This window comes from Ramlibacter sp. AN1015 (assembly GCF_037726105.1).
Classification (GTDB): domain Bacteria; phylum Pseudomonadota; class Gammaproteobacteria; order Burkholderiales; family Burkholderiaceae_C; genus Ramlibacter.
The window spans coordinates 230,055-250,261 of the sequence record NZ_JBBJUM010000007.1 but is presented as its reverse complement, the minus strand read 5'-3'; the positions used below and the strand labels follow the sequence as shown (position 1 = coordinate 250,261).

12 protein-coding genes and 5 tRNA genes are annotated in these 20,207 nt (G+C 67.6%); 2 read left to right on the top strand and 15 right to left on the bottom strand.

Going from position 1 to position 20,207, the window contains the following annotated elements; genetic code table 11:
* Window positions 1–29 precede the first annotated feature (29 nt).
* Window positions 30–815 carry a glutamate racemase gene (gene murI / locus WG922_RS13510; RefSeq protein WP_340283194.1) on the top strand — a complete coding sequence of 262 codons (786 nt, stop codon included), beginning with the start codon at window positions 30–32 and terminating at the stop codon, window positions 813–815.
* Window positions 816–876: 61 nt separating this feature from the next.
* Here murI and WG922_RS13505 read toward each other — a convergent pair whose 3' ends face one another.
* Window positions 877–2,181, bottom strand: coding sequence for an MFS transporter (locus WG922_RS13505; RefSeq protein ID WP_340283193.1), 1,305 nt, complete (start codon window positions 2,179–2,181; stop codon window positions 877–879).
* A 484-nt stretch (window positions 2,182–2,665) separates the two neighbouring features.
* Between WG922_RS13505 and WG922_RS13500 the strand changes: the two genes are divergently transcribed.
* A complete protein-coding gene (locus WG922_RS13500; protein WP_340283192.1) occupies window positions 2,666–4,096 on the top strand; it encodes a hypothetical protein in 1,431 nt (476 codons plus the stop codon).
* Window positions 4,097–4,177: 81 nt separating this feature from the next.
* Here WG922_RS13500 and WG922_RS13495 read toward each other — a convergent pair whose 3' ends face one another.
* The 14 genes from WG922_RS13495 to WG922_RS13430 form a co-directional block, all read right to left on the bottom strand.
* Window positions 4,178–4,801: a DUF6806 family protein gene (locus tag WG922_RS13495; protein ID WP_340283191.1), complete on the bottom strand. Its 624-nt coding sequence runs from the start codon at window positions 4,799–4,801 to the stop codon at window positions 4,178–4,180.
* A gap of 19 nt (window positions 4,802–4,820) precedes the next feature.
* Window positions 4,821–4,911: transfer RNA gene (locus tag WG922_RS13490), tRNA-Leu, on the bottom strand.
* Window positions 4,912–6,495: 1,584 nt separating this feature from the next.
* Window positions 6,496–8,718: a hypothetical protein gene (locus WG922_RS13485; RefSeq protein ID WP_340283190.1), complete on the bottom strand. Its 2,223-nt coding sequence runs from the start codon at window positions 8,716–8,718 to the stop codon at window positions 6,496–6,498.
* Window positions 8,719–8,729: 11 nt separating this feature from the next.
* Window positions 8,730–8,918, bottom strand: a complete 189-nt coding sequence (locus tag WG922_RS13480; protein WP_340283189.1) for a hypothetical protein — start codon at window positions 8,916–8,918, stop codon at window positions 8,730–8,732.
* A 360-nt stretch (window positions 8,919–9,278) separates the two neighbouring features.
* Window positions 9,279–9,354, bottom strand: a tRNA-Gly gene (locus tag WG922_RS13475).
* Window positions 9,355–9,449: 95 nt separating this feature from the next.
* A tRNA-Cys gene (locus tag WG922_RS13470) sits at window positions 9,450–9,523 on the bottom strand.
* A gap of 52 nt (window positions 9,524–9,575) precedes the next feature.
* Window positions 9,576–9,651 (bottom strand) — tRNA-Gly (locus WG922_RS13465).
* A 60-nt stretch (window positions 9,652–9,711) separates the two neighbouring features.
* A complete protein-coding gene (gene lon / locus WG922_RS13460; RefSeq protein WP_340283188.1) occupies window positions 9,712–12,141 on the bottom strand; it encodes an endopeptidase La in 2,430 nt (809 codons plus the stop codon).
* 80 nt (window positions 12,142–12,221) lie between these two features.
* Window positions 12,222–13,487 carry an ATP-dependent Clp protease ATP-binding subunit ClpX gene (gene clpX / locus WG922_RS13455; protein ID WP_340283187.1) on the bottom strand — a complete coding sequence of 422 codons (1,266 nt, stop codon included), beginning with the start codon at window positions 13,485–13,487 and terminating at the stop codon, window positions 12,222–12,224.
* 108 nt (window positions 13,488–13,595) lie between these two features.
* Window positions 13,596–14,204, bottom strand: coding sequence for an ATP-dependent Clp endopeptidase proteolytic subunit ClpP (gene clpP, locus WG922_RS13450; RefSeq protein ID WP_340283186.1), 609 nt, complete (start codon window positions 14,202–14,204; stop codon window positions 13,596–13,598).
* A 204-nt stretch (window positions 14,205–14,408) separates the two neighbouring features.
* Window positions 14,409–15,728, bottom strand: coding sequence for a trigger factor (gene tig / locus WG922_RS13445; protein ID WP_340283185.1), 1,320 nt, complete (start codon window positions 15,726–15,728; stop codon window positions 14,409–14,411).
* Between the two features lie 46 nt (window positions 15,729–15,774).
* A tRNA-Leu gene (locus tag WG922_RS13440) sits at window positions 15,775–15,861 on the bottom strand.
* A gap of 72 nt (window positions 15,862–15,933) precedes the next feature.
* Window positions 15,934–19,110 carry an efflux RND transporter permease subunit gene (locus tag WG922_RS13435; protein WP_340283184.1) on the bottom strand — a complete coding sequence of 1,059 codons (3,177 nt, stop codon included), beginning with the start codon at window positions 19,108–19,110 and terminating at the stop codon, window positions 15,934–15,936.
* On the bottom strand, window positions 19,107–20,201 hold the full coding sequence (locus WG922_RS13430) for an efflux RND transporter periplasmic adaptor subunit (protein ID WP_340283183.1): 1,095 nt from the start codon (window positions 20,199–20,201) through the stop codon (window positions 19,107–19,109). The genes WG922_RS13435 and WG922_RS13430 overlap by 4 nt, the downstream gene beginning before the upstream one ends.
* Window positions 20,202–20,207: the final 6 nt, after the last annotated feature.

Here is a 20,207-nt window from a genome sequence, read left to right as displayed (position 1 = left end):
CGCACACCGGAGGCCGCGACAATGCCTCCATGTCCTCGAGCAGTTCCCCTCTCGGCATCTTCGACAGCGGCATCGGCGGCCTGAGCGTGCTGCGCGCGCTGCGTGCGCTGCTGCCGGCCGAGGACCTGGTGTACTTCGCCGACAGCGTGCACGCGCCCTACGGCGAGCGCGGCGATGCGTTCGTCACCGGGCGATCGCTGGCCATCGCACAAGAGCTGATCGAGGCGCGTGGCGCCAAGCTGCTGGTGGTGGCGTGCAACACCGCCACCGCGGCCGCCATTGCGCTGCTGCGCGCGCAGTGGCCGCAGGTTCCCATCGTGGGCGTCGAGCCTGCCCTCAAGCCCGCGGCCGACGCCACGCGCACCGGCCACGTGGGCGTGCTGGCGACGCGCGGCACGCTTGCGAGCGCCAAGTTCGCGCGGCTGCACGACAGCCTTGCGGACCGCACCCTGTTCCGGCTGCAGGCCTGCCACGGGCTGGCCGCCGCCATCGAGGCCGACGACGCGCCGCTGGTCGCAACGCTGTGCGCGCAGTACGTCGCGGCGCTGGGGCCGCTGGGCAGCGCGGAAGGCCAGATCGACACGCTGGTGCTCGGCTGCACGCACTACCCCTTCGCGTTGCCGCTGTTCGAGCAGCTGGCAGGGCCGCAGGTGCGCATCCTGGAAACCGGGCAACCAGTGGCCCGGCGGGTGCAGCGGCTGCTGGCCGACGCGGACCTGCTGCGTGCGCCGGACCACGCAGGAACGCTCACCTTGCTGAGCCCGGGCGCAGACGACGCTCTGCAGCGCGCGGCGGGGCGCTGGCTGAACGCCTGAGCGCAAGCTGCGCTGGGTGCGCGTCGGCGCTGGGACGCTGCGAAACTGGTGGCCGGAACGCTCACGCTGCGCGCAGCGCCGCCTCTCGCCCGCGCTGCAGATCGACCTTCATCAGCAGCGTCAGGCCGGCCACGAACAGCAGCGACGTCAGCAGGATGGCGATGCGGTGCTGGCCGCCGGTCACCCAGGTGATCAGGCCGTAGCTCAGGGGGCCGACGATGCTGGCGAGGCGTCCGGCAAAGGTCCACAGGCCGAAGAACTCGCCCGAGCGCTGCGGCGGCGCCAGCAGGCCGGCCATGGCGCGTCCGGCGGACTGGCTCGACCCCATGCACAGGCCCGCCACCGCGGCCGCCACCCAGAACTGCCCCTTGGTGGTGCTCCACGCAGCGATGAGGCAGGTGGCGATCCAGCCGACGAGGGTGATGCCGAGGGCCAGGCGGTGCCCCGCCCGATCCTGCAGATAGCCCCAGCCGAAGGCGCCCGCCGCGGCCGCCGCGTTCAGCGCGAAGATCAGGACCATCGTCTCCTGCGGCTCGAAGCCGATCACCTGCTCGGCGTAGATCGCCGACAGCGTGATGGCCACGGCGACGCCGCCCTGGTAGCAGACCACGCAGCCCATGAGCCACATGAAGTCGCGAAAGCGGCGCGCGTGCCCGAAGGTCTCGCGCAGGCGGCGCAGCGACGCGCGCAGTCCGCCCTGGTGCAGGGCATGCGGGTTGGGGACGGCACGCTCGCGCAACAAGGCGAAGGTGACCAGGGCCGCTGCGCCGTAGACAAGCGCGGTGAGCACCATGGTCACGGGGACGAAGCGATCTGCCGGGATGCCGCGGGCCTGGGCCCAGAGCACGTAGGCCAGGCAGAGGCCGAGAGTGAGCATTCCTCCGAGGTATCCCAGGCCCCAGCCCCACCCGCTCACCTTTCCCATGTCGTCCGCGCGGGCGAGTTCGGGCAGGAAGGCGGCCGTGAGCGATTCTCCCCAGGAGTAGAAGGTGTTGGACAGCACCATGAGCAGCACGGCGAGCGCAACCGATCCCGGTCCGGCGAATGCCAGTGCGGCGGTACTGAGCACGCAGCCGGCCGTGACCCCCATCAGCAGGCGCTTCTTGGCGGCTCGAAGGTCGGCCCAGGCGCCCAGGGTCGGCGTGGTGAGCATGACGATCGCGTAGGAGAGGCTGAGGGTTGCCGTCCAGGCAAAGGTGCCCCATTCCGCGCCGCCGGTGATGCCGCCCACGAAGTAGGCGGCGAACACGGCGGTGATCACCACCGTGGTGTAGCCCGAATTGGCGAAGTCGTACATGGCCCAGCCGAACACTTCGCGCCGGCGCACGCCGGGATTGAGGGCAGAAGCTGAGCGGTCGGCGGCCATGGCGCAGCATAGCGTCGCCTGACCGGCCTCAGCCAGAAGACTGCAAGGGGCGCCCCCGTATGGTCGCCTCCTCATCAACGAGGCCACCACCATGCAACGCACCAACAGCAACGCCGGGCAACGACTCCCGCAGCTTCCGGACGGGCGCAGAGATGCCAAGACCAGCACCGCTTCGATGCGGCACCTGGCCACTGCCAGCCGGGCGCCCCGGCTGCGTGCCACCGTTCCGGCATCCTCCCGGCCGCTACCGGGGCCATTGCCTCCCTCGTCCGCATACTCGGCAGCCGGCAGACCGGCGACACGGTTGCGGGCCACCCTCCCTTCCTCTTCCCAGCCCCTGCCCGGCCCGCTGGCGCCCTCGTCGGCGTCCTTTGCGGCACCCGACAGGGTTGCAGGGCCACGAAGCGGACAAGCCATCTCGCGTCGCAGCTGCGCCCGTGAGGCAGCAGCGCCCTTATCGGACGCCAAGGGAGAACGCAGCGGCATGGCGGCGCAACTGCGCAGGCGCCCGACGTCCTCGTCCTCTTCATCGTCGCCGTCTTCTTCATCGTCGTCATCGTCGTCGTCCGGATCTTCGGTCGCCGATGCGCTGCGGGACCGCGAAGCCGCAGAGCTCTTGCTTCGCCTGTCGGGCCGTGTGCCTGCACAGCCCCGGCGAGCCGATGCCATGCCGGGCGTGGTCGCGCGGGATGACGAGCCGCATGGAGAGTCGATGGCCGCCGTCGATTCGGAGCCCCTGTCGCCGTCCATGCCGCCGCTGGTGCCGGCCCCGGATTCGATCCTCACGGCGGAATCGGACGCCCCTGGAGCCGCGGCGGCCTCGCTCCCGTCGCTGCTCGATCGGGTGAAAGGCGCTTGCGACGCCGCATCACTTGCCGCCTGCACGAACGATGCGCGGCGGCACGAGGCATTGCAGGCCCGCGCAGAAGTTTTCCTCGAATGGGCCACAAGCCTCACGCCCGGAGAGCGGCAGGCCGCTTTCCAACGCGTCCGCACGAGTTGCAGCCCGGAATCGCACGCACAACCACACGCAAGAGAGCGCCAAGAACTCCGTTATCAGCAGATGTTCGCGTTGTTGCGGCGGATGAGTCCGGCCGAAAAGCGAGCGGAACTGCACCATACCAAGGCGCGTCTTCAAGAGCGCGCGCGGCTTCCGAAGGTATCTGCGTTCCTGCAGCGGAGCACTCCAGCAGTCATACAGACTTTCCTGCAGAACACCGGCGCGCTTCACCGCGCGACAGTCCTGGAGGCTGGATTCGCCATGCATGACCTGCTGGCTTTGTACATGTCCATGGATAGGCAGATGTTGCTCGAGGAGCTCGCCCTGACAAAAGACACAGCGGACCTCATGGGGCTCGGCAACACGCAACTTCTTGCCAGCCTCAAGATGCGGCTCGCGCAAACTCGTGCTCTGTCTCACGCCATGCCCGTCGACGACGTTCGGCGCGAACTCGCCCGCGCCCGCCAGATCGGCGGACTCGCCACCCTCGAGGCGGCGCAGGTCAAGCCTTCGCTCGCACTGCGGAGCGTGTTGTTCTGCGGCTTCCACGGGCGCCTGCAGCCGGCAGAGCGATTCGCCGAATTGAGCAGCGCTCTTACGGTGCCGCCGGGGTTCGAGACAGCACACGGAAGGGTTCGGTCCTTGATGGTTTCCTTGAGGAGATTGGAGTTCGCCGAGGCTGCCCGCCTGATGAGCCCGGTAGAGCTGCAAACATGCGCCACAGCGCTCAGGGCCCCTGCGGCGGCTGCAGCGGAGTCGCCCGGAGCGCGCGAGTTGCGCACGGCGCTGCTGCGGTGCGTCCTTACCCGATTGCGGCAGCACGAGCAGAGGAGCACGCCGCCAGCGGCACAGAATCACAACGCAACAGCGCTCCACCTCGGATCGAGCGGGAGTCTGCCGACGGGACCGCGTTAGGGAACGCCTTGTTCGAACGCCAAGTTCCAGCTCCCGCTCGATGAGCGGGAAACTGCCGCGAACACGAGAGTGACCCCGGCCTCAGTGCAGGTGGCGCGGCCTGCGCCCACCGCCGTGGCTGCCGCCCGAGCCGCCGCCGCGCGGCGGCTTGCCGATCTCGAGGGAGCTGACCAATGCATCGAAGCGGTCGCTGAAGAGCCGGTCGATCTCGGCCACCACCCCGCCGAGCTCCGACGCGTCGAAGTGCCGCTCCATCATGTGCACCACGTCTTCGACCAGCAGGTCGCGCTGCACCTGCATGATCGCCGCCGGGGTGGGGCCGACGAACAGCATGACGAAGTCGTCGCGCGACTCGGCGTCCGGCGGCTCCTCGTCTTCGTCGAATTCGGTGTCGTAGAACGTGACCTCGATGGCGGCGCCCTGCTCGGCCAATTCGTTGAGGCTCATGCACATCTCGTCGAGCACCTGCCGGAAGTCGTCGTTGCCATTGACCGTCCAGCAGAGCGTGAGCAGGTGCTCGCCCGAGTCGAAACGGATGCCCGGCTCTTCTTCGTATGCGCTTTCGGAGGCGTCGGCGAGCGACTTCGCACCCGTGTACTTCCACAGCGGCTTGAGCGCCTCCTGCAGCTGCGCGAAGCTCACGTCGGGGCGCAGGGGCACGTCGCCATGCACGTGGATTTCGAAGGGGGCGTTGTATTGAGACATGTTGCTGCGCTTCGCCGGTTGGTGCCTCGAACCGGGGTCGAACCGGTACGCCCCGATGAAAGGGCGGCGGATTTTAAGTCCGCTGTGTCTACCAATTTCACCATCGAGGCCGTCGGGCCAATGTAAGACAAAACAGCCCCGGCAACGACGTTGGCGGGGCTGTGCTCCTGGCGCGAGTATATCGGCTCGATTCGCGGCCACGCTGCGCGCGAATGGCGTGTCAGCCACCCTGCGCCGTGGTCGGCTGCCACCGTCCAGCGCGGCGCACCAGCCACGCTACGCCGCCGGGCTGCCACGGTCCGGGCTGCCCCATCAGTGCGCGGATGAACCGTTCCTCGGCTGGTGCTGCGGGTGAGCACGTCACCGTCTGTGCAATCCGGCAGCGCAGGTCGATGCCAGCGCCGAGGCGCTGCTGCAGCAGCGGCAGCCGCTGCAACAGAGCTGCGTGCGTCGGGAGTCGATCGCCCGACGCCGACGCGGGCTGCAGGTCCGGCAGCCCGGGTTGCGGCCACAGCGCGGCCACCGCGAAGCGCGGCGCAGCAGATGCAGATGCCAGCGCGGGCAGGACCGGCCCCGACATGGCCGGGCCGCGCAGTGCGGCGGGGCCTTGACCGGCTGAAGTCGAGTAGATCCCCGCGCCTGAGCCTGAGCCTGAGCCTGAGCCTGAGCCTGAGCCTGAGCCTGAGCCTGAGCCTGAGCCTGAGCCTGAGCCTGAGCCTGAGCCTGAGCCTGAGCCTGCGTCTGCGTCTGCGTCTGCGTCTGCGTCTGCGTCTGCGTCTGCGACTGGAGCGACCTGTGCGTTCGCACGATGTGACTCTGCGCCGCCGGTCGGTGCGTGGCTTGCCTCCTGGTCGCTTGCCTCCGCGTGCGATGGCTCTGGCGGGTCCGCGGCTATCGGGTTCGCATCTGCCGTGTGCGCGCCCGCTATGTTCCTCTCGGCTGCGTTCGTGTCTGCGGGGTTCGTCCGTACCGGGTTTGCCACTGCTGCGTTTGCCTCTGCCGCGTCCGCCTCTGCTGTTTTCGGCGGTTCGAACTGCAGCTCTGCGTGCGGCGACACGTGACGATGTGCCCCTGTGCTGAGCGCAGCGAGTTGCTGCGGGGGCCGGTCGAGATACTGCTCGGCGTATCGCTCGGCGTCGCCCTCTCGACCCACCGACATCAGCGCTCCTTCACCCCTGTCCGGCTCTGTTTCGCGATGTGCAGGCGCGTGTGCCTGCACGACCGCCGCAGCATCCGGACCCTTGTAGCCCGGCAGCGCTAAATCACCCGCCGCTGCGGCTGCGGCCGTGACGGCTGGGGGCCGCGGCTCCCTCGATGCCGCCTCGGCCCCGAGATGGTATGCCGCGGCGCCCCGCAGCTGTGCCACCGGCAGCCCCGCTGGTGCTCCACGCGCCTCATGCGCTGAGGGGCGCGCGGCGGTGCTCTCGACCGCCCTGGCTGCATCCGCTGGCACAGGCGGATGCAGCGGATGCGTCGGCGTCACCTGGTGGGCCGCCGAGAGCCGCAGCACCAGCAGCTCCTGCGCCGCTGAATGGCCGCCGGGCCGGTGTGCCGCAAGCCTGGCCTGCGGAGCCAGCAGCGCCAGAGCATGCAGCGCGAGAGAGGCCGCGAGGGCCATCGGCAGCGCCGTCCGCATCCGCACGCACGCGCCACGACCCGGCTGGGTGCCGAGCGCCCGCATGGCGCGCAGGAACTCACTCCAGGACCGTTCCATGCACGACGGCGGGCTCGAGCTTGAACAGGTCCGCGGAGTACGGCCCCGCGTACGCCGCCGCGTCCGCCGGATTCCCCGGGTCGGCTCCATCGAGCTCGCTCAAGTCGGGCAGATCGCGCGGATCTCCGAGGACGACGCCGGCGGTGGCTGGCGTGATTCCCGGCGCGTGCTGCAGATGCAATTCGCGGTCCAGCCACTTGAGCCACTTGCGCACCGGCGTTGCACCCGCCGAGGCCGTCGGGTCCACGACCGTGACGAAGCCCTGGGCTCCGAACGGCAGCTCGAAAGCGGAAACACGCACCGCGTCGCTCGAACACCTCACGCTCGCGCCGCTCAGCCTGTCCGCACAGCGCATCGGGATGCCCGTCAGCACGTCGAACGCATGGATTTCCACCGGCAAGACGGCGCCGGCGAACTCTGCGTACGCCGGTTCGTCGGGCACCGCGAACCTGGCCCGCACAGGCGCCGAAAATCGCACGTAGCGACCGTCGTCGGAGCGCAGGAACACGCCACTCTGGTGGGGCTCGGGTCCCATCTCCCACCGGTAGTACTCGGCCATGCCGAGCGCGCGTGCATCGCAGTAGGTCATCGGCTGCCCGACACACTCCAGGCCCTGCAGCCATCTGGCGTCCACCATGTTTCCCATGTCGAGCCCGGAAGGCCGCACGTCCGGGAAAGCCATGGGAGCCGAGCCATCGGCGGGCTGCACATCGAACAGGGTGTAGGTCTTCGGATCCCATCGATACCGGGTGACGTGCGCCAGATCCACTCCCGCGTGACGATTGCCGGGGTCTTCCGTGCCCGATGCATACGATGCACTTCCTACCGCCAGATCGGCCAGGCGCGCCGCGATCGGACAATTGCGCACGCACACGAGGTCCAAGGGCGCGCCCTCGGAGTCCGGAACCACCACCTCGGAGCGCGTCGTGCGCACCACCGAATTACCTGCATGCAGCCCCGACACGAGTTGCGGCTCGATCCCGATCGGCCCCAAGGCGTCCGACCAGGCCAGCAGCGCACCGGCGGTGCTTCGCCGTTGCAACTCACCGGCCCGCCACGTCTTCGCCGCGACACACGGGCCTGAGGAGCAGTCCTCCGGTTCCACGGGCACGAACCTTTGGAGCGCCTTGCTCCAATGGAGTTCGTACAGGGTGTGCGCTTCCTCGGGGCCGAAAGGGTCCCCCAGGTTGGTCAGCACCTGCAGGGGCACGCGATCGAGCGCGTCGAGCGTCGTGGTGGACGTGGTGTAGCGCACCAGGCGCCCAGCCGCCCTGTGGACGGTATAGGGCGTCCCGGCGACGGAGCGGACGCGATCGCCATCCGGCAAGGCACCCGGGACCCAGATGCCCCCGTAGTTGGCATAGCCCCATTCTTCCGTCGCCTCCCGTTGCAGCAGGAAGCCGGGTTGGTCCAGGGTGAAGCGGTCCCCGCTGGAGTCGTTGTAGACACCCCAGCGCCAGGTGGCGCTCAGTGCGGCAGACCGCGCCCGCTTGAAGCACAGAGACAGTCCGCTCGCCTCCTGTTCCCGGCAGTAGTAGTCGCCGTTCTGGCCGAAGCGGGTGAGGTCCTGCACCGCGTCGCCCTGCTCCATCACGCCGTGTCCGGTGTCGGTATTTCCACGCCATACGAACCTGCCAGTCAAGGTCGGCGCGGCACCTTGCGCGCCCCCTCTACTCGCCAAGGAGAAGCCCGAGTCGCTCACCCGCAGGCGGCTCTGCGCGCGGCTCGAGTCGGCTTGCAGATAGCTCGTATCGAGCACGACGTCGGGCGGGTCGTCGGGACCGTGTCGCGAGGGGGCGACCTGCACACCGATGAACATCTGCTCGCCCACCGATTCGATGTGCCCGCGCGCGACCTGGACGCCGTCGGCCGAGCTTCGCGTGGACGTCATGCTCACCCGGGAGTAGCGCTTGCTTCCATCGGAAGCCCCGGTGCTCCCAGCTTGTGCCGAGCACTGGCCGCTATCCACCAGACCGACGTACCGGGCCTTGTTGACCATGGCATCGGTGCGAATTGCCGCAACCGCGCATAGCACGCTGTTCACTCCCTCGATGAAGGAACTTACATCGTCGTTCACGTATTCGGTTTGCGGGTCGCTCACGTACGCGCCGGTTGCGGGCGGCTCGGCACGACTCCCCGTGGTGAACGCCGACGCGAGCATCGTCGCCAGGAGCAGCACGGAAGAAGCGAGGGTAGAACGCATCGCAGGCTCCTTCAGTTGGCCGACAGGACCGACAACGCGGCGGGAACCTGGAGCCCCTTGATGACTGGCGCCGGGCCCGAATCGGCTCGCGGCGGAGGCTCGCTTGCGACCTGCTCCTCGTGACCGCCACCGCAGCCGACCAGGAGCGTTGCCAGGAGCGCCAGCGTGCATCGCCAGGCGCACGAATATCGATGCGTCATGTCCCATCCCTCTCGGAATGATGTGCGAGCTCCCTGGAAGTGTTCTATTCAGACTGCTGATGAGTACGGTAGCACCCAACTCATCCAATGACTAGCACTTTCTTATGGGATGAAGCGCTGGCGTTGCTGACGCCACGGCGACCGGCTCGCGAGCGCCGAAAGCGGCTCAGCGGGCGAGCGTCGTCTCAGCGAGGAGCGCTTGGGCGCCATTGAATGCGGTCCGGAGGCAGGTTGGCTCCGGCGCCTGGACCGCTGTCACCAGACCGCGCACACCCAGGCGTCGGAAGCAGGGCTCGACACAGGCAATGCCGGCGAGCAAAGAAAAAGGGAAAGCCATTTCTGACTTTCCCTTTGTTCAACTGGAGCGGGAGACGAGGCTCGAACTCGCGACCTCAACCTTGGCAAGGTTGCGCTCTACCAACTGAGCTACTCCCGCATAAGCGGCGCATTATACGCAAACTCGACGGCCACTTTTTCGGCCAGCGTTCAAACTTTCGAAGTTTGAAGCACCACTGGCGCTTTGCCTTCTTCTGGAGGCGCGGCCCGGAGTCGAACCGGGCTGAACGGATTTGCAATCCGGTGCATAACCGCTTTGCTACCGCGCCTTGTTTCCTCTTCGAGAAAAAAGGGAAGCAACTGCTTCCCTTTCGTCGAATGTGGAGCGGGAGACGAGGCTCGAACTCGCGACCTCAACCTTGGCAAGGTTGCGCTCTACCAACTGAGCTACTCCCGCGTGAGCCTCGCATTGTACAAGCAAAAACGGGCTTTTCCGGCCCGACCTTCGCCCGAAGATTCAATGCTTCACCGATCCCGGTTCGCCCGTCGGCGACGGCGACGCAGCCAGCGGCGCGGCGGCGACCGGGTCCTCCTCGGGCAGCGGGACGGGCAGGCTTTCCAGCGCGACCTCCAGCACCTTGTCGATCCACTTGACCGGCACGATCTCGAGTCCGTTCTTCACGTTCTCGGGGATCTCCTGCAGGTCCTTGGTGTTCTCCTCCGGGATCAGCACGGTCTTGACGCCGCCGCGCAGTGCGGCGAGCAGTTTCTCTTTCAGGCCGCCGATGGCAGTCACCTCGCCGCGCAGCGTGATCTCGCCGGTCATCGCGACATCGGCGCGCACCGGAATACCGGTGAGCGCAGAGACGATGGCGGTGGTCATCGCAATGCCCGCGCTCGGGCCGTCCTTGGGCGTGGCGCCGTCGGGCACATGGATGTGGATGTCCTTCTTGTCGAACACCTCGTCCTTGATACCCAGCCTGCGTGAGCGGCTGCGCACCACCGTGCGGGCCGCGTCCACCGACTCCTTCATCACATCGCCCAGGGAGCCGGTGCGCAGGAAGTTGCCTTTGCCGGGCGTGAGTGCCGCCTCGATGGTGAGCAGGTCGCCCCCCACCTCGGTCCAGGCAAGCCCGACCACCTGCCCCACCTGGTTCTGCTGCTCGGCGCGGCCGTAGGTATGCTTGCGCACGCCCAGGTAGTCGTTGAGGTTGTCGCCATCGACGACGACCTGCGGCTTGAGCTTCTTGAGCTGCAGCCCCTTGACCACCTTGCGGCAGATCTTGGACAGCTCACGCTCGAGGGAGCGAACGCCAGCCTCGCGCGTGTAGTAGCGCACGATGTCGCGGATCGCGTCTTCCTTGACCTGCAGTTCCTCGTCCTTCACGCCGTTGTTCTTCATCTGCTTGGGCAGCAGGTACTTGATGGCGATGTTGACCTTCTCGTCCTCGGTGTAGCCGGACAGGCGGATGACCTCCATCCGGTCCAGCAGCGCCGGCGGGATGTTCATCGAGTTGGAGGTCGCCACGAACATCACGTCGGACAGGTCGAAATCGACCTCGACATAGTGGTCGCTGAAGGTGTGGTTCTGCTCCGGATCGAGCACCTCGAGCAGCGCGCTCGACGGGTCGCCTCGGAAGTCCATCCCGAGCTTGTCGATCTCGTCCAGCAGAAACAGCGGGTTGCGCGTGCCCACCTTCGAGAGGCTTTGCAGCACCTTGCCCGGCAGCGCGCCGATATAGGTGCGGCGGTGACCGCGGATCTCGGCCTCGTCGCGCATGCCGCCGAGGGCCATGCGCACGTACTTGCGGCCAGTAGCCTTGGCTACCGACTGGCCGAGCGAAGTCTTGCCCACGCCAGGCGGGCCGACCAGGCACAGGATCGGTGCCTTCACCTTGTCCACGCGCTGCTGCACCGCGAGATATTCGAGGATGCGGTCCTTGACCTTCTCGAGACCGTAGTGGTCTTCGTTGAGCACGTCTTCGGCATGCGCGAGGTCGTGCTTGATCTTGGTCTTCTTGCTCCAGGGCAGGCTGGTGAGGACCTCGATGTAGTTGCGCACCACCGTGGCTTCGGCCGACATCGGCGACATGAGCTTGAGCTTCTTGAGCTCGCCGTCGGCCTTCTTGCGGGCGTCCTGCGGCATCTTGGCGGCCTTGATCTTCTTCTCGATCTCCTCGATGTCGGCGCCTTCCTCGCCTTCGCCGAGCTCCTTCTGGATCGCCTTGACCTGCTCGTTCAGGTAGAAGTCGCGCTGGTTCTTCTCCATCTGCCGCTTCACGCGGCCGCGAATCTTCTTGTCGACGTTCAGGATATCGACCTCGCGCTCGATCTGCTCGAACAGGTTCTCGAGGCGGTCGCGCACTTCCGCGAGGTCGAGCACCACCTGCTTGCTGTCCAGCTTGAGCGGCAGGTGGGCGGCGATGGTGTCGGCCAGTCGGCCCGGGTCGTCGATGCTGGAGATCGAGGTGAGGATCTCCGGAGGAATCTTCTTGTTCAGTTTGACGTACTGGTCGAACTGCTGCATCACGGCGCGCCGCAGCGCCTCGACTTCGCTGGACGGAGACGCCTCGGCGGCCGGCAATTCCACCGGCGTCACCGTGGCTGTGAAGTGCTCTTCGCCTTCCTCGATGCGGTTCACGCGCGCACGCTGCTGTCCCTCGACCAGCACCTTCACGGTGCCGTCGGGCAGCTTGAGCATCTGCAGGATGGTGGAGACGCATCCCACCTCGAACATGTCGCTGGCGGAGGGTTCGTCCTTGGCGGCAGCCTTCTGGGCTACCAGCATGATGCGGCGCTCGGCCTCCATGGCGGCTTCCAGCGCCTTGATGCTCTTGGGCCGGCCCACGAACAGCGGAATCACCATGTGCGGGAAAACGACCACATCGCGCAGCGGGAGCAGCGGAAGTTCGATAGGCGTCGCGGGAAGGGGGGTATGTCCGGACATGAATATCCTTTCTCTGCCCATCCAGGGTGGAGGGCGTTACGCCAATTTCAAGCTCGAACCCAGACGAGCGCGAGTGACCGTCAGGCCTTCTTTGCCGCCTCGCGGTAGACCAGCAGGGGCGGCTTGCTTTCCTCGATGGTGGATTCGTCCACCACGACCTTATCGACGTTGCTCGCATTGGGCAGCTCGAACATGGTGTCGATCAGCGACTGCTCGAGGATGGAGCGCAGGCCGCGTGCGCCGGTCTTGCGCGCGAGCGCCTTGCGCGCGATGGCCCGCAGTGCGTTGGGGCGAATCTCGAGGTCTACGCCTTCCATCGACAGCAGCTTGCCGTATTGCTTGACCAGCGCGTTCTTGGGCTCGGTGAGGATCTGCACCAACGCCTCTTCGGTGAGCTCGGCCAGGGTCGCGACCACGGGCATGCGCCCTACCAGCTCGGGAATCAGCCCGAACTTGATCAGGTCTTCGGGCTCGACTTCGCGGAACACGTCGGTCAGGCTGCGCTGCTTCTTGCTCTTGACGGCGGCGCCGAAGCCGATGCCCGAAGCCTCGGTGCGCTGCTCGATCACCTTCTCCAGGCCGGCGAACGCGCCGCCGCAGATGAACAGGATGTTGGTCGTGTCGATCTGCAGGAAATCCTGGTTGGGGTGCTTGCGCCCGCCCTGGGGCGGCACGCTGGCCATGGTGCCTTCGATCAGCTTGAGCAGCGCCTGCTGCACGCCCTCGCCGGAGACGTCGCGCGTGATCGAGGGGTTGTCGGACTTGCGGGAGATCTTGTCGATCTCGTCGATGTAGACGATGCCGCGCTGCGCCCGCTCGACTTCGTAGTTGCAGCTCTGCAGCAGCTTCTGGATGATGTTCTCGACGTCCTCACCGACATATCCGGCCTCGGTAAGCGTGGTGGCGTCGGCCATGACGAAGGGCACGTCCAGCATGCGCGCGAGCGTCTGCGCCAGCAGCGTCTTGCCCGAGCCGGTGGGCCCGATCAGCAGGATGTTGCTCTTGGTGAGCTCGACTTCGTCCTTCTTGGCCTTGTCCTTGTGCCGCAGGCGCTTGTAGTGGTTGTAGACGGCGACGGCCAGCGAGCGCTTGGCAGCCTCCTGTCCGATGACGTAGTTGTCGAGGTTGTTCTTGATTTCCGCCGGCGTCGGCAGATCGCCGCGGGCTTCGCGCCCTTCGTCGGCGGCAGGCAGTTCGTCGCGGATGATCTCGTTGCACAGGTCGATGCACTCGTCGCAGATGAACACCGACGGGCCGGCGATCAGCTTCTTGACCTCGTGCTGGCTCTTCCCGCAAAACGAGCAGTAAAGCGTTTTCTCGCTGGATGAGCCTTTTTTCTCGGCCATGGGGGCGTGCCTCTCAACGTGAAATTCAATGATACCCGTACGATGCGCGGCGTCCCCCACCGGGGAGGGCACCGTTGCAAAAAGGGCGCGCGTGGCCGAAAGCGTGCTTCAGGGACGCTTCGCGATGACCTGATCGACCAGGCCGTAGTCCTTGGCCTCGTCGGCGGTCAGGAAGTAATCGCGCTCCGTGTCGCGCTCGATCTTGTCGATGGGCTGGCCGGTGCGCTCGGACAGGATCTTGTTCAGCTGCTGGCGCGTGCGCAGGATGTCGCGGGCGTGGATCTCGATATCGGTCGCCTGTCCCTGCATGCCGCCCAGCGGCTGGTGGATCATGACCTTGGAGTTGGGCAGGGCGAAGCGCTTGCCCTTGGCGCCGGCCGCCAGCAGGAAAGCGCCCATGCTTGCGGCCATGCCGGTGCACAGCGTGGACACGTCCGGCTTGATGAAGTTCATGGTATCGAAGATGGCCATGCCGGCCGACACGCTCCCGCCGGGGGAGTTGATGTAGAACGAGATGTCCTTGTCAGGGTTCTCGCTCTCCAGGAACAGCAGCTGTGCCACCACCAGGTTGGCAGTCTGGTCGTTGACCGGCCCCACCAGGAACACCACCCGTTCGCGCAACAGGCGCGAGTAGATGTCGTAGGACCGCTCGCCGCGGCCGGACTGCTCGATGACGATCGGCACCATGCCGAGCGCCTGGGTGTCAAGAGAACTCATGAGTCGTTGGTTTTCCGTTTTTGCCTAGGCCTGACTGTAGCCAAAAAGCACATGGGGCCTGTGCGCCGGAATGAAAGAGCGCACAAGCCCCGGGGGTCGAGCCCGCCGCCACGCGCCGCGCACCCGCTGCCGCCCTGCGGCGAAGAGACGGTTCGCACGGCCCGGCGGACGGCAGGCGCCGCAGGCCACAGCTGCGCGAGCGGATCAGGCGGCTGCCTGCTGTCCCATGAGTTCGTCGAAGGAGATGGATTTGTCGTTGACCTTGGCCTTGGACAGCACGAACTCGGTGACGTTGTTCTCGATCACCACCGCCTCGACCTCGGCCAGTCGCCGGTTGTCGCCGTAGTACCAGCGCACCACCTCGGCAGGCTTCTCATAGCTGGCCGACAGCTCCTCGATGTGCGCCTTGATCTGCTCGGGCTTGGCCTGCAGTTCGTTGGAGCGCACGAGCTCGGCTACCACCAGCCCCAGGCGCACCCGCCGCTCTGCCTGCGCCTGGAACAGCTCACCGGGAATGGGCGCCTTGTCGGCGTCCTTGATGCCGCGCTGCTTGAGGTCGGCGCGGGCGCTCTCGACCATGCGCTCGACTTCGGACTGCACGCTCGCCTTGGGCAGGTCCAGATCGGACTTCGCCACCAGCGCGTCCATCACGGCCTGCTTGTTGCGCGCCTGCAGGCGGAACTTGACTTCGCGCTCGAGGTTCTTGCGGATGTCGGCGCGAAGCGCCTCCACGCCGCCTTCGGCGATGCCGAGGGACTTGACCAGCTGGTCGTTGACCTCGGGCATGTGCGCGGCTTCGATCTTCTTCACGGTGACCATGAAGTCGGCCTGCTTGCCGGCGACGTCCTTGCCGTGGTAGTCGGCGGGGAAGGCCAGCGGGAAGGTCTTGCTCTCACCCGTCTTCATGCCGCGCACGGCCTCTTCGAATTCCTTGAGCATCTGGCCTTCGCCGACCAGGAACTGGAAGTCGTCGGCCTTGCCGCCCTGGAACGCCTCGCCGTCGATCTTGCCTTCGAAATCGACCGTGACCCGGTCGCCATCCTGGGCCGGGTCGCCTTGCGCGCGCTGGGCGAAGGTGCGGCGCTGCTTGCGCAGGATCTCGATGGTGCGGTCGATCGCGGAATCATCGACCTCGGCCGTCACGCGCTCGATCTCGGCCTCGGTGAGGTCGCCGATCTTCACGTCGGGAAATACCTCGAACACGGCATCGAAGCTCAGCTCACCTTCGGGCGCGCCTTCCTTTTCGGTGATGCGGGGCTGGCCCGCGACGCGCAGCTTCGCCTCGTTGGCGGCCTGGGCGAAGGCCTCGCCCACCTTGTCGTTCATCACCTCGTACTGCACCGAATAGCCGTAGCGCTGGGCCACCACCGACAGCGGCACCTTGCCCGGGCGAAAGCCGTCCATCTTGACGGTGCGCGCGAGCCGCTTCAGGCGGGTGTCGACTTCGGACTGGATCACGTTGACGGGCAGCGTCAGCGTCATCTTGCGTTCGAGCTTCTCGAGGGTTTCAACGTTCACGGCCATGGTGCGTCTCTCTAGAGGTAAGTGTGTGTGGTTCTGGTCGGTGTTCTGGTGCGCGGGGGGGGACTCGAACCCCCACACCATTGCTGGCGTCAGGACCTAAACCTGGTGCGTCTACCAATTTCGCCACCCGCGCATTCGGGAAAACAAAAACGGGCTGCCAGGGTGTCGCTGGCCGCCCGTGTCGATTTCCGGACAACCGGGGATTTTAAGCCGGCGCGAAGAGGGCCTGGCCGGACGGGTGCGGCGGCTCGCGCCGCACCCTGAACCACGCCGCGTACATGGCCGGCAGCGCCAGCAAGGTGAGCGCCGTCGCGACGATGAGCCCGCCCATGATCGCCACGGCCATGGGCCCCCAGAACACCGAGCGCGACAGCGGCACCATGGCCAGCACGGCGGCGGCAGCCGTGAGGACGATGGGCCGCAGCCGGCGCACGGCCGCCTCGACGATAGCGTCCCAGGCCGGCACGCCGCGGGCGCGGTCCTGCTCGATCTGGTCGATCAGGATCACCGAGTTGCGCTGGATCATGCCCATGAGGGCGATCACGCCCAGCAGGGCCACGAAGCCGAACGGCCGGTTCAGCGCCAGGAGCGCGGCGGCCACGCCGGCGATACCCAGTGGTCCGGTAAGGAACACCAGCACCGCGCGGCTGAAGCTGTGCAGCTGCAGCATGAGCAGCGTGAAGGTGATGAACAGCATCGCCGGAACGCCCACGGCGATCGACGACGAGCCCTTCGAGCTCTCCTCGACCGCACCGGCCACCTGGATGGAGTACCCCGGCGGCCACTTCGCCTCCAGCGCCCGCAGCGCCGGAAGCAGCTCGCCGGTGACGGTGGCGCCCTGCAGGCCCTCGACGACATCGCTCTGCGCCGTGATCGCATAGCGGCGGCCCTCGCGCCACAGCACGCCGGGCTCCCAGGCGAACACCGGCCGCGCCACCTGCATCAGCGGCACGGCGCGGCCGCTCGCGGTCGGCAGGTAGGCGTTGGCCAGGTCGGCGATGGCGTCGCGCTCGTCGAGCGGCTGGCGCAGCACGATGTCGATCAGCTTGTCGCCCTCGCGGTACTGGCCGATGGTGCTTCCGGTCATGACGGTGCGCGCCGCCTCGGCCACCGACTGGCTGCTCACGCCCAGGTTGCGCGCCTTGGCCTGGTCGATCTCCAGGCGCAGCGTCTTCACCGACTCGTTCCAGTTGTCGTTCACGCCGCGCGTGTTCGGGCTGGCGCGCATTGCCTGCTTGACCTCCTCGGCTCGCGCCCGCAACTGCGCCGGGTCGGACCCGGTCACGCGGAACTGCACCGGATACGGCACGGGTGGGCCGTTCGGCAGCAGCTTCACACGGCCGCGCACCTCGGGGAACTCGGCGGCGATGAGGGCCGGCAGCCGCCGGCGCAGCGCCTCGCGTGCGGCGAGGTCCTGCGGCACCACGATGAACTGCGACACGTTCGACTGCGGAAAGATCTGGTCCAGCGGAAGGTAGAAGCGCGGAACGCCCGACCCGATCCAGGTGCTCACGGTGCGCACCTGCGGCTCCTGCTGCAGCCGACCCTCCAGCCGCCTCGCGACGGCTTCGTTGGCGGCGAAGGACGCACCCTCGGGCAGCCAGATGTCCACCAGGATTTCCGGACGGCTCGAATCGGGGAAGAACTGCTGCTGCACCCGCGACATGCCTGCGATACCGAGCGCGAAGGTCGCCACCGTGGCTGCGATGGTGATCCAGCGATGCTGGACGCACCAGTTCACCGCGCGCCGAAAACCCCGGTAGAACGGCGTGTCGAAATGCTCGTGGTGCTCGGCGTCGCGGGCGGCTGCGGGCCGCTCCCTGAGCAGCAGCGTGCCCAGGTACGGCACGAAGTACACCGAAACGAACCAGCTCAGGACCAGCGCCACCACCGTGACGGCGAAGATCGCAAAGGTGTACTCGCCCACCACGGAGCGCGCCATGCCGATCGGCAGGAAGCCGGCGGCCGTGATGAGCGTGCCGGTGAGCATGGGCATGGCCGTGATCTCGTAGGCGAAGGTCGCCGCACGCAGCTTGTCGTAGCCCTCCTCGAGTTTGCGCACCATCATCTCGACCGCGATGATCGCGTCGTCCACGAGCAGCCCGAGGGCGATGATCAGCGAGCCCAGCGAGATCTTGTGCAGGCCGATGCCCCAGTAGTACATGGCAAGGAACGTCACTGCCAGCACCAGCGGAATGGTGATGGCCACCACCAGCCCGGGCCGCACATCGATGGTGTAGCGGCGCCACCAGGGCAGCGCGGCGGCATCGCCGCGCTTGTGCAGGCCCAGCGCGACGAAGCTCACGGTCAGCACGATGGCCACTGCCTCGATCAGGACCTTCACGAACTCGCCAACCGAGCTGGACACCGCGCTCGGCTGGTCCTGCACCTGCACCAGTCGCACCCCTGCCGGCAAGGTGCGGGCGATGCCTGCGGTCGTCTCGCGCAGGGCGGCGCCCATGCGGATGATGTCGCCGCCCTTGGCCATCGAGACGCCGAGGGCCACCACCTCGCTGCCCTGGTGGCGCACCTTCACCCGGGGCGGATCGACATACCCTCGGCGGATCTCGGCAATGTCGCCCAGGCGGATCTGGTTGCCGGAGGCACCCCGTATCGGCATGGCCGCCACCTGCTCGACGGCATGGAATTGCCCACCCACCCGCACCTGCACGACCTCGCTGGAGGTCTGCACGGCGCCGGCCGGCTCGACGGCGTTCTGCTGACCCAGCTGCGCCAGCACCTGCGGCAGGTCCAGTCCCATGAGGGCCAGGCGCTTGTGCGAAATCTCGACGAAGACCTTCTCGTCCTGCACGCCGAACAGTTCGACCTTGGCGACGTCGGGCACGCGCAGCAGCTCCTGGCGCACCTCGTCGGCAATGGCCTTGCGTTCGGCCCAGCTGGTGCCGCTGTCGGATTCGATGGCGTAGATGACGCCGTACACGTCGCCGAACTCGTCGTTGAAGAACGGCCCCTGCACGCCGGCGGGAAGGGTGGCGCGCATGTCGCCGATCTTCTTGCGCACCGTGTACCAGAGGTCGGCCACGTCGGCGGGCCGCGAGGAGTCGCGCACCTGGAAGATGATCTGCGACTCGCCGGGCTTCGAGTAGCTGCGGATCACGTCGGCATAGGGCACTTCCTGCAGCGTGCGCTCGATGCGGTCGGTCACCTGCTCTGCGACCTGCTGGGCGGTCGCGCCCGGCCACATGGTGCGCACCGCCATGGCGCGGAACGTGAAGGGCGGATCCTCGTCCTGTCCGAGCTGGAAATACGCCACGAAACCGAGCAGCAGCAGCGCCAGCATCAAATAGCGCGTGAGCGCCGCGTGCTCGATCGCCCAGCGCGAGACGTTGAACCGCTGGCGGTGGGTATCGGGGGCGCTCACGGGCGGGCCTGCCACACCGTGACCTGCTGTCCGTCCGTGAGCACGTGCACACCCGCCGCCACGACTTCCATGCCGGGCTCCAGGCCCGCGGCAATCACTGCATCGTTGCCGTCCACGGTGGCCACCTGCACCGGCTGCAGGCGCACGGTCATGGTTGCGCGGTCCAGCACCCAGACGGCGCTGCCCTGCCCTGCGCCGGCGTCGCGGCGCAAGGCGCTGGTCGGCAGCTTCAGCACTGCAGGCGCGGTGTGCGCCTGCGGCCGCGGCGTCACGTAGACGGTGCTGCCCAGCGGCGGCGCGGTGCCGTCGATGGGCACCTTGACCTCGAAGGTGCGCGTTACCGGGTCGGCGCGCGCCGCAATCTCGCGGACCCGGCCGGTCAGCGAGGGTTGCGGCTGCGACCACGCGCGGATCGCGACCGGCATGCCGCGCGCCACCAGCTCCAGCTGGCCCTCCGGTAGCGCAAAGACCGCGTCGCGCGGTCCGTCCAGCGCCAGCCGCAGCACCGGCGCACCCGCCGCGACGACCTGCCCCGGCTCGGCTTCGACCGCCGTGACCACGCCTGCCGCCGGCGCACGCAGCTGTGCGTAGCCGGCCTGATTGCCCTGGACCGCGAACTGCGCCTGCGCCTGCTCGAGCTGCGCCTGCGCGGCACGCAGCGTCGATTCGCGGCGTTCGAGCTCGGCGCCGCTGATGAAGTTCTGCTGGCGCAGCGCGGTGTAGCGGCCGAAATCGGCTGCTGCCAGGTCGCGCTGCGTGGTGGCGGCAGCCAGTTGCGCACGGGCCGCCTCCGAGGCGAGCCGCAGATCTTCTCCGTCGAGCTGTGCCAGCACCTGGCCCGCGCGCACCCGCTGGCCGGCGTCGGCCTGGCGCTGCACGATCTTGCCCGGCACACGGAAGGCAAGCCGCGACTCGATGCGCGGGCGTACGTCCGCCGCGAACTCCGCGGCACCCGAAAGCGCCGTGGCGCCGACGGTCAGCACCTTCACCGCCTGCACCGGCTCCGGCGCAGGCTCGGGCTTGCTGCAAGCCCCGAGCCCCAGGGCCATCGACAGCGCGTAGACGAACGCGAGGACGGTGGCGCGGAACATTCGGGG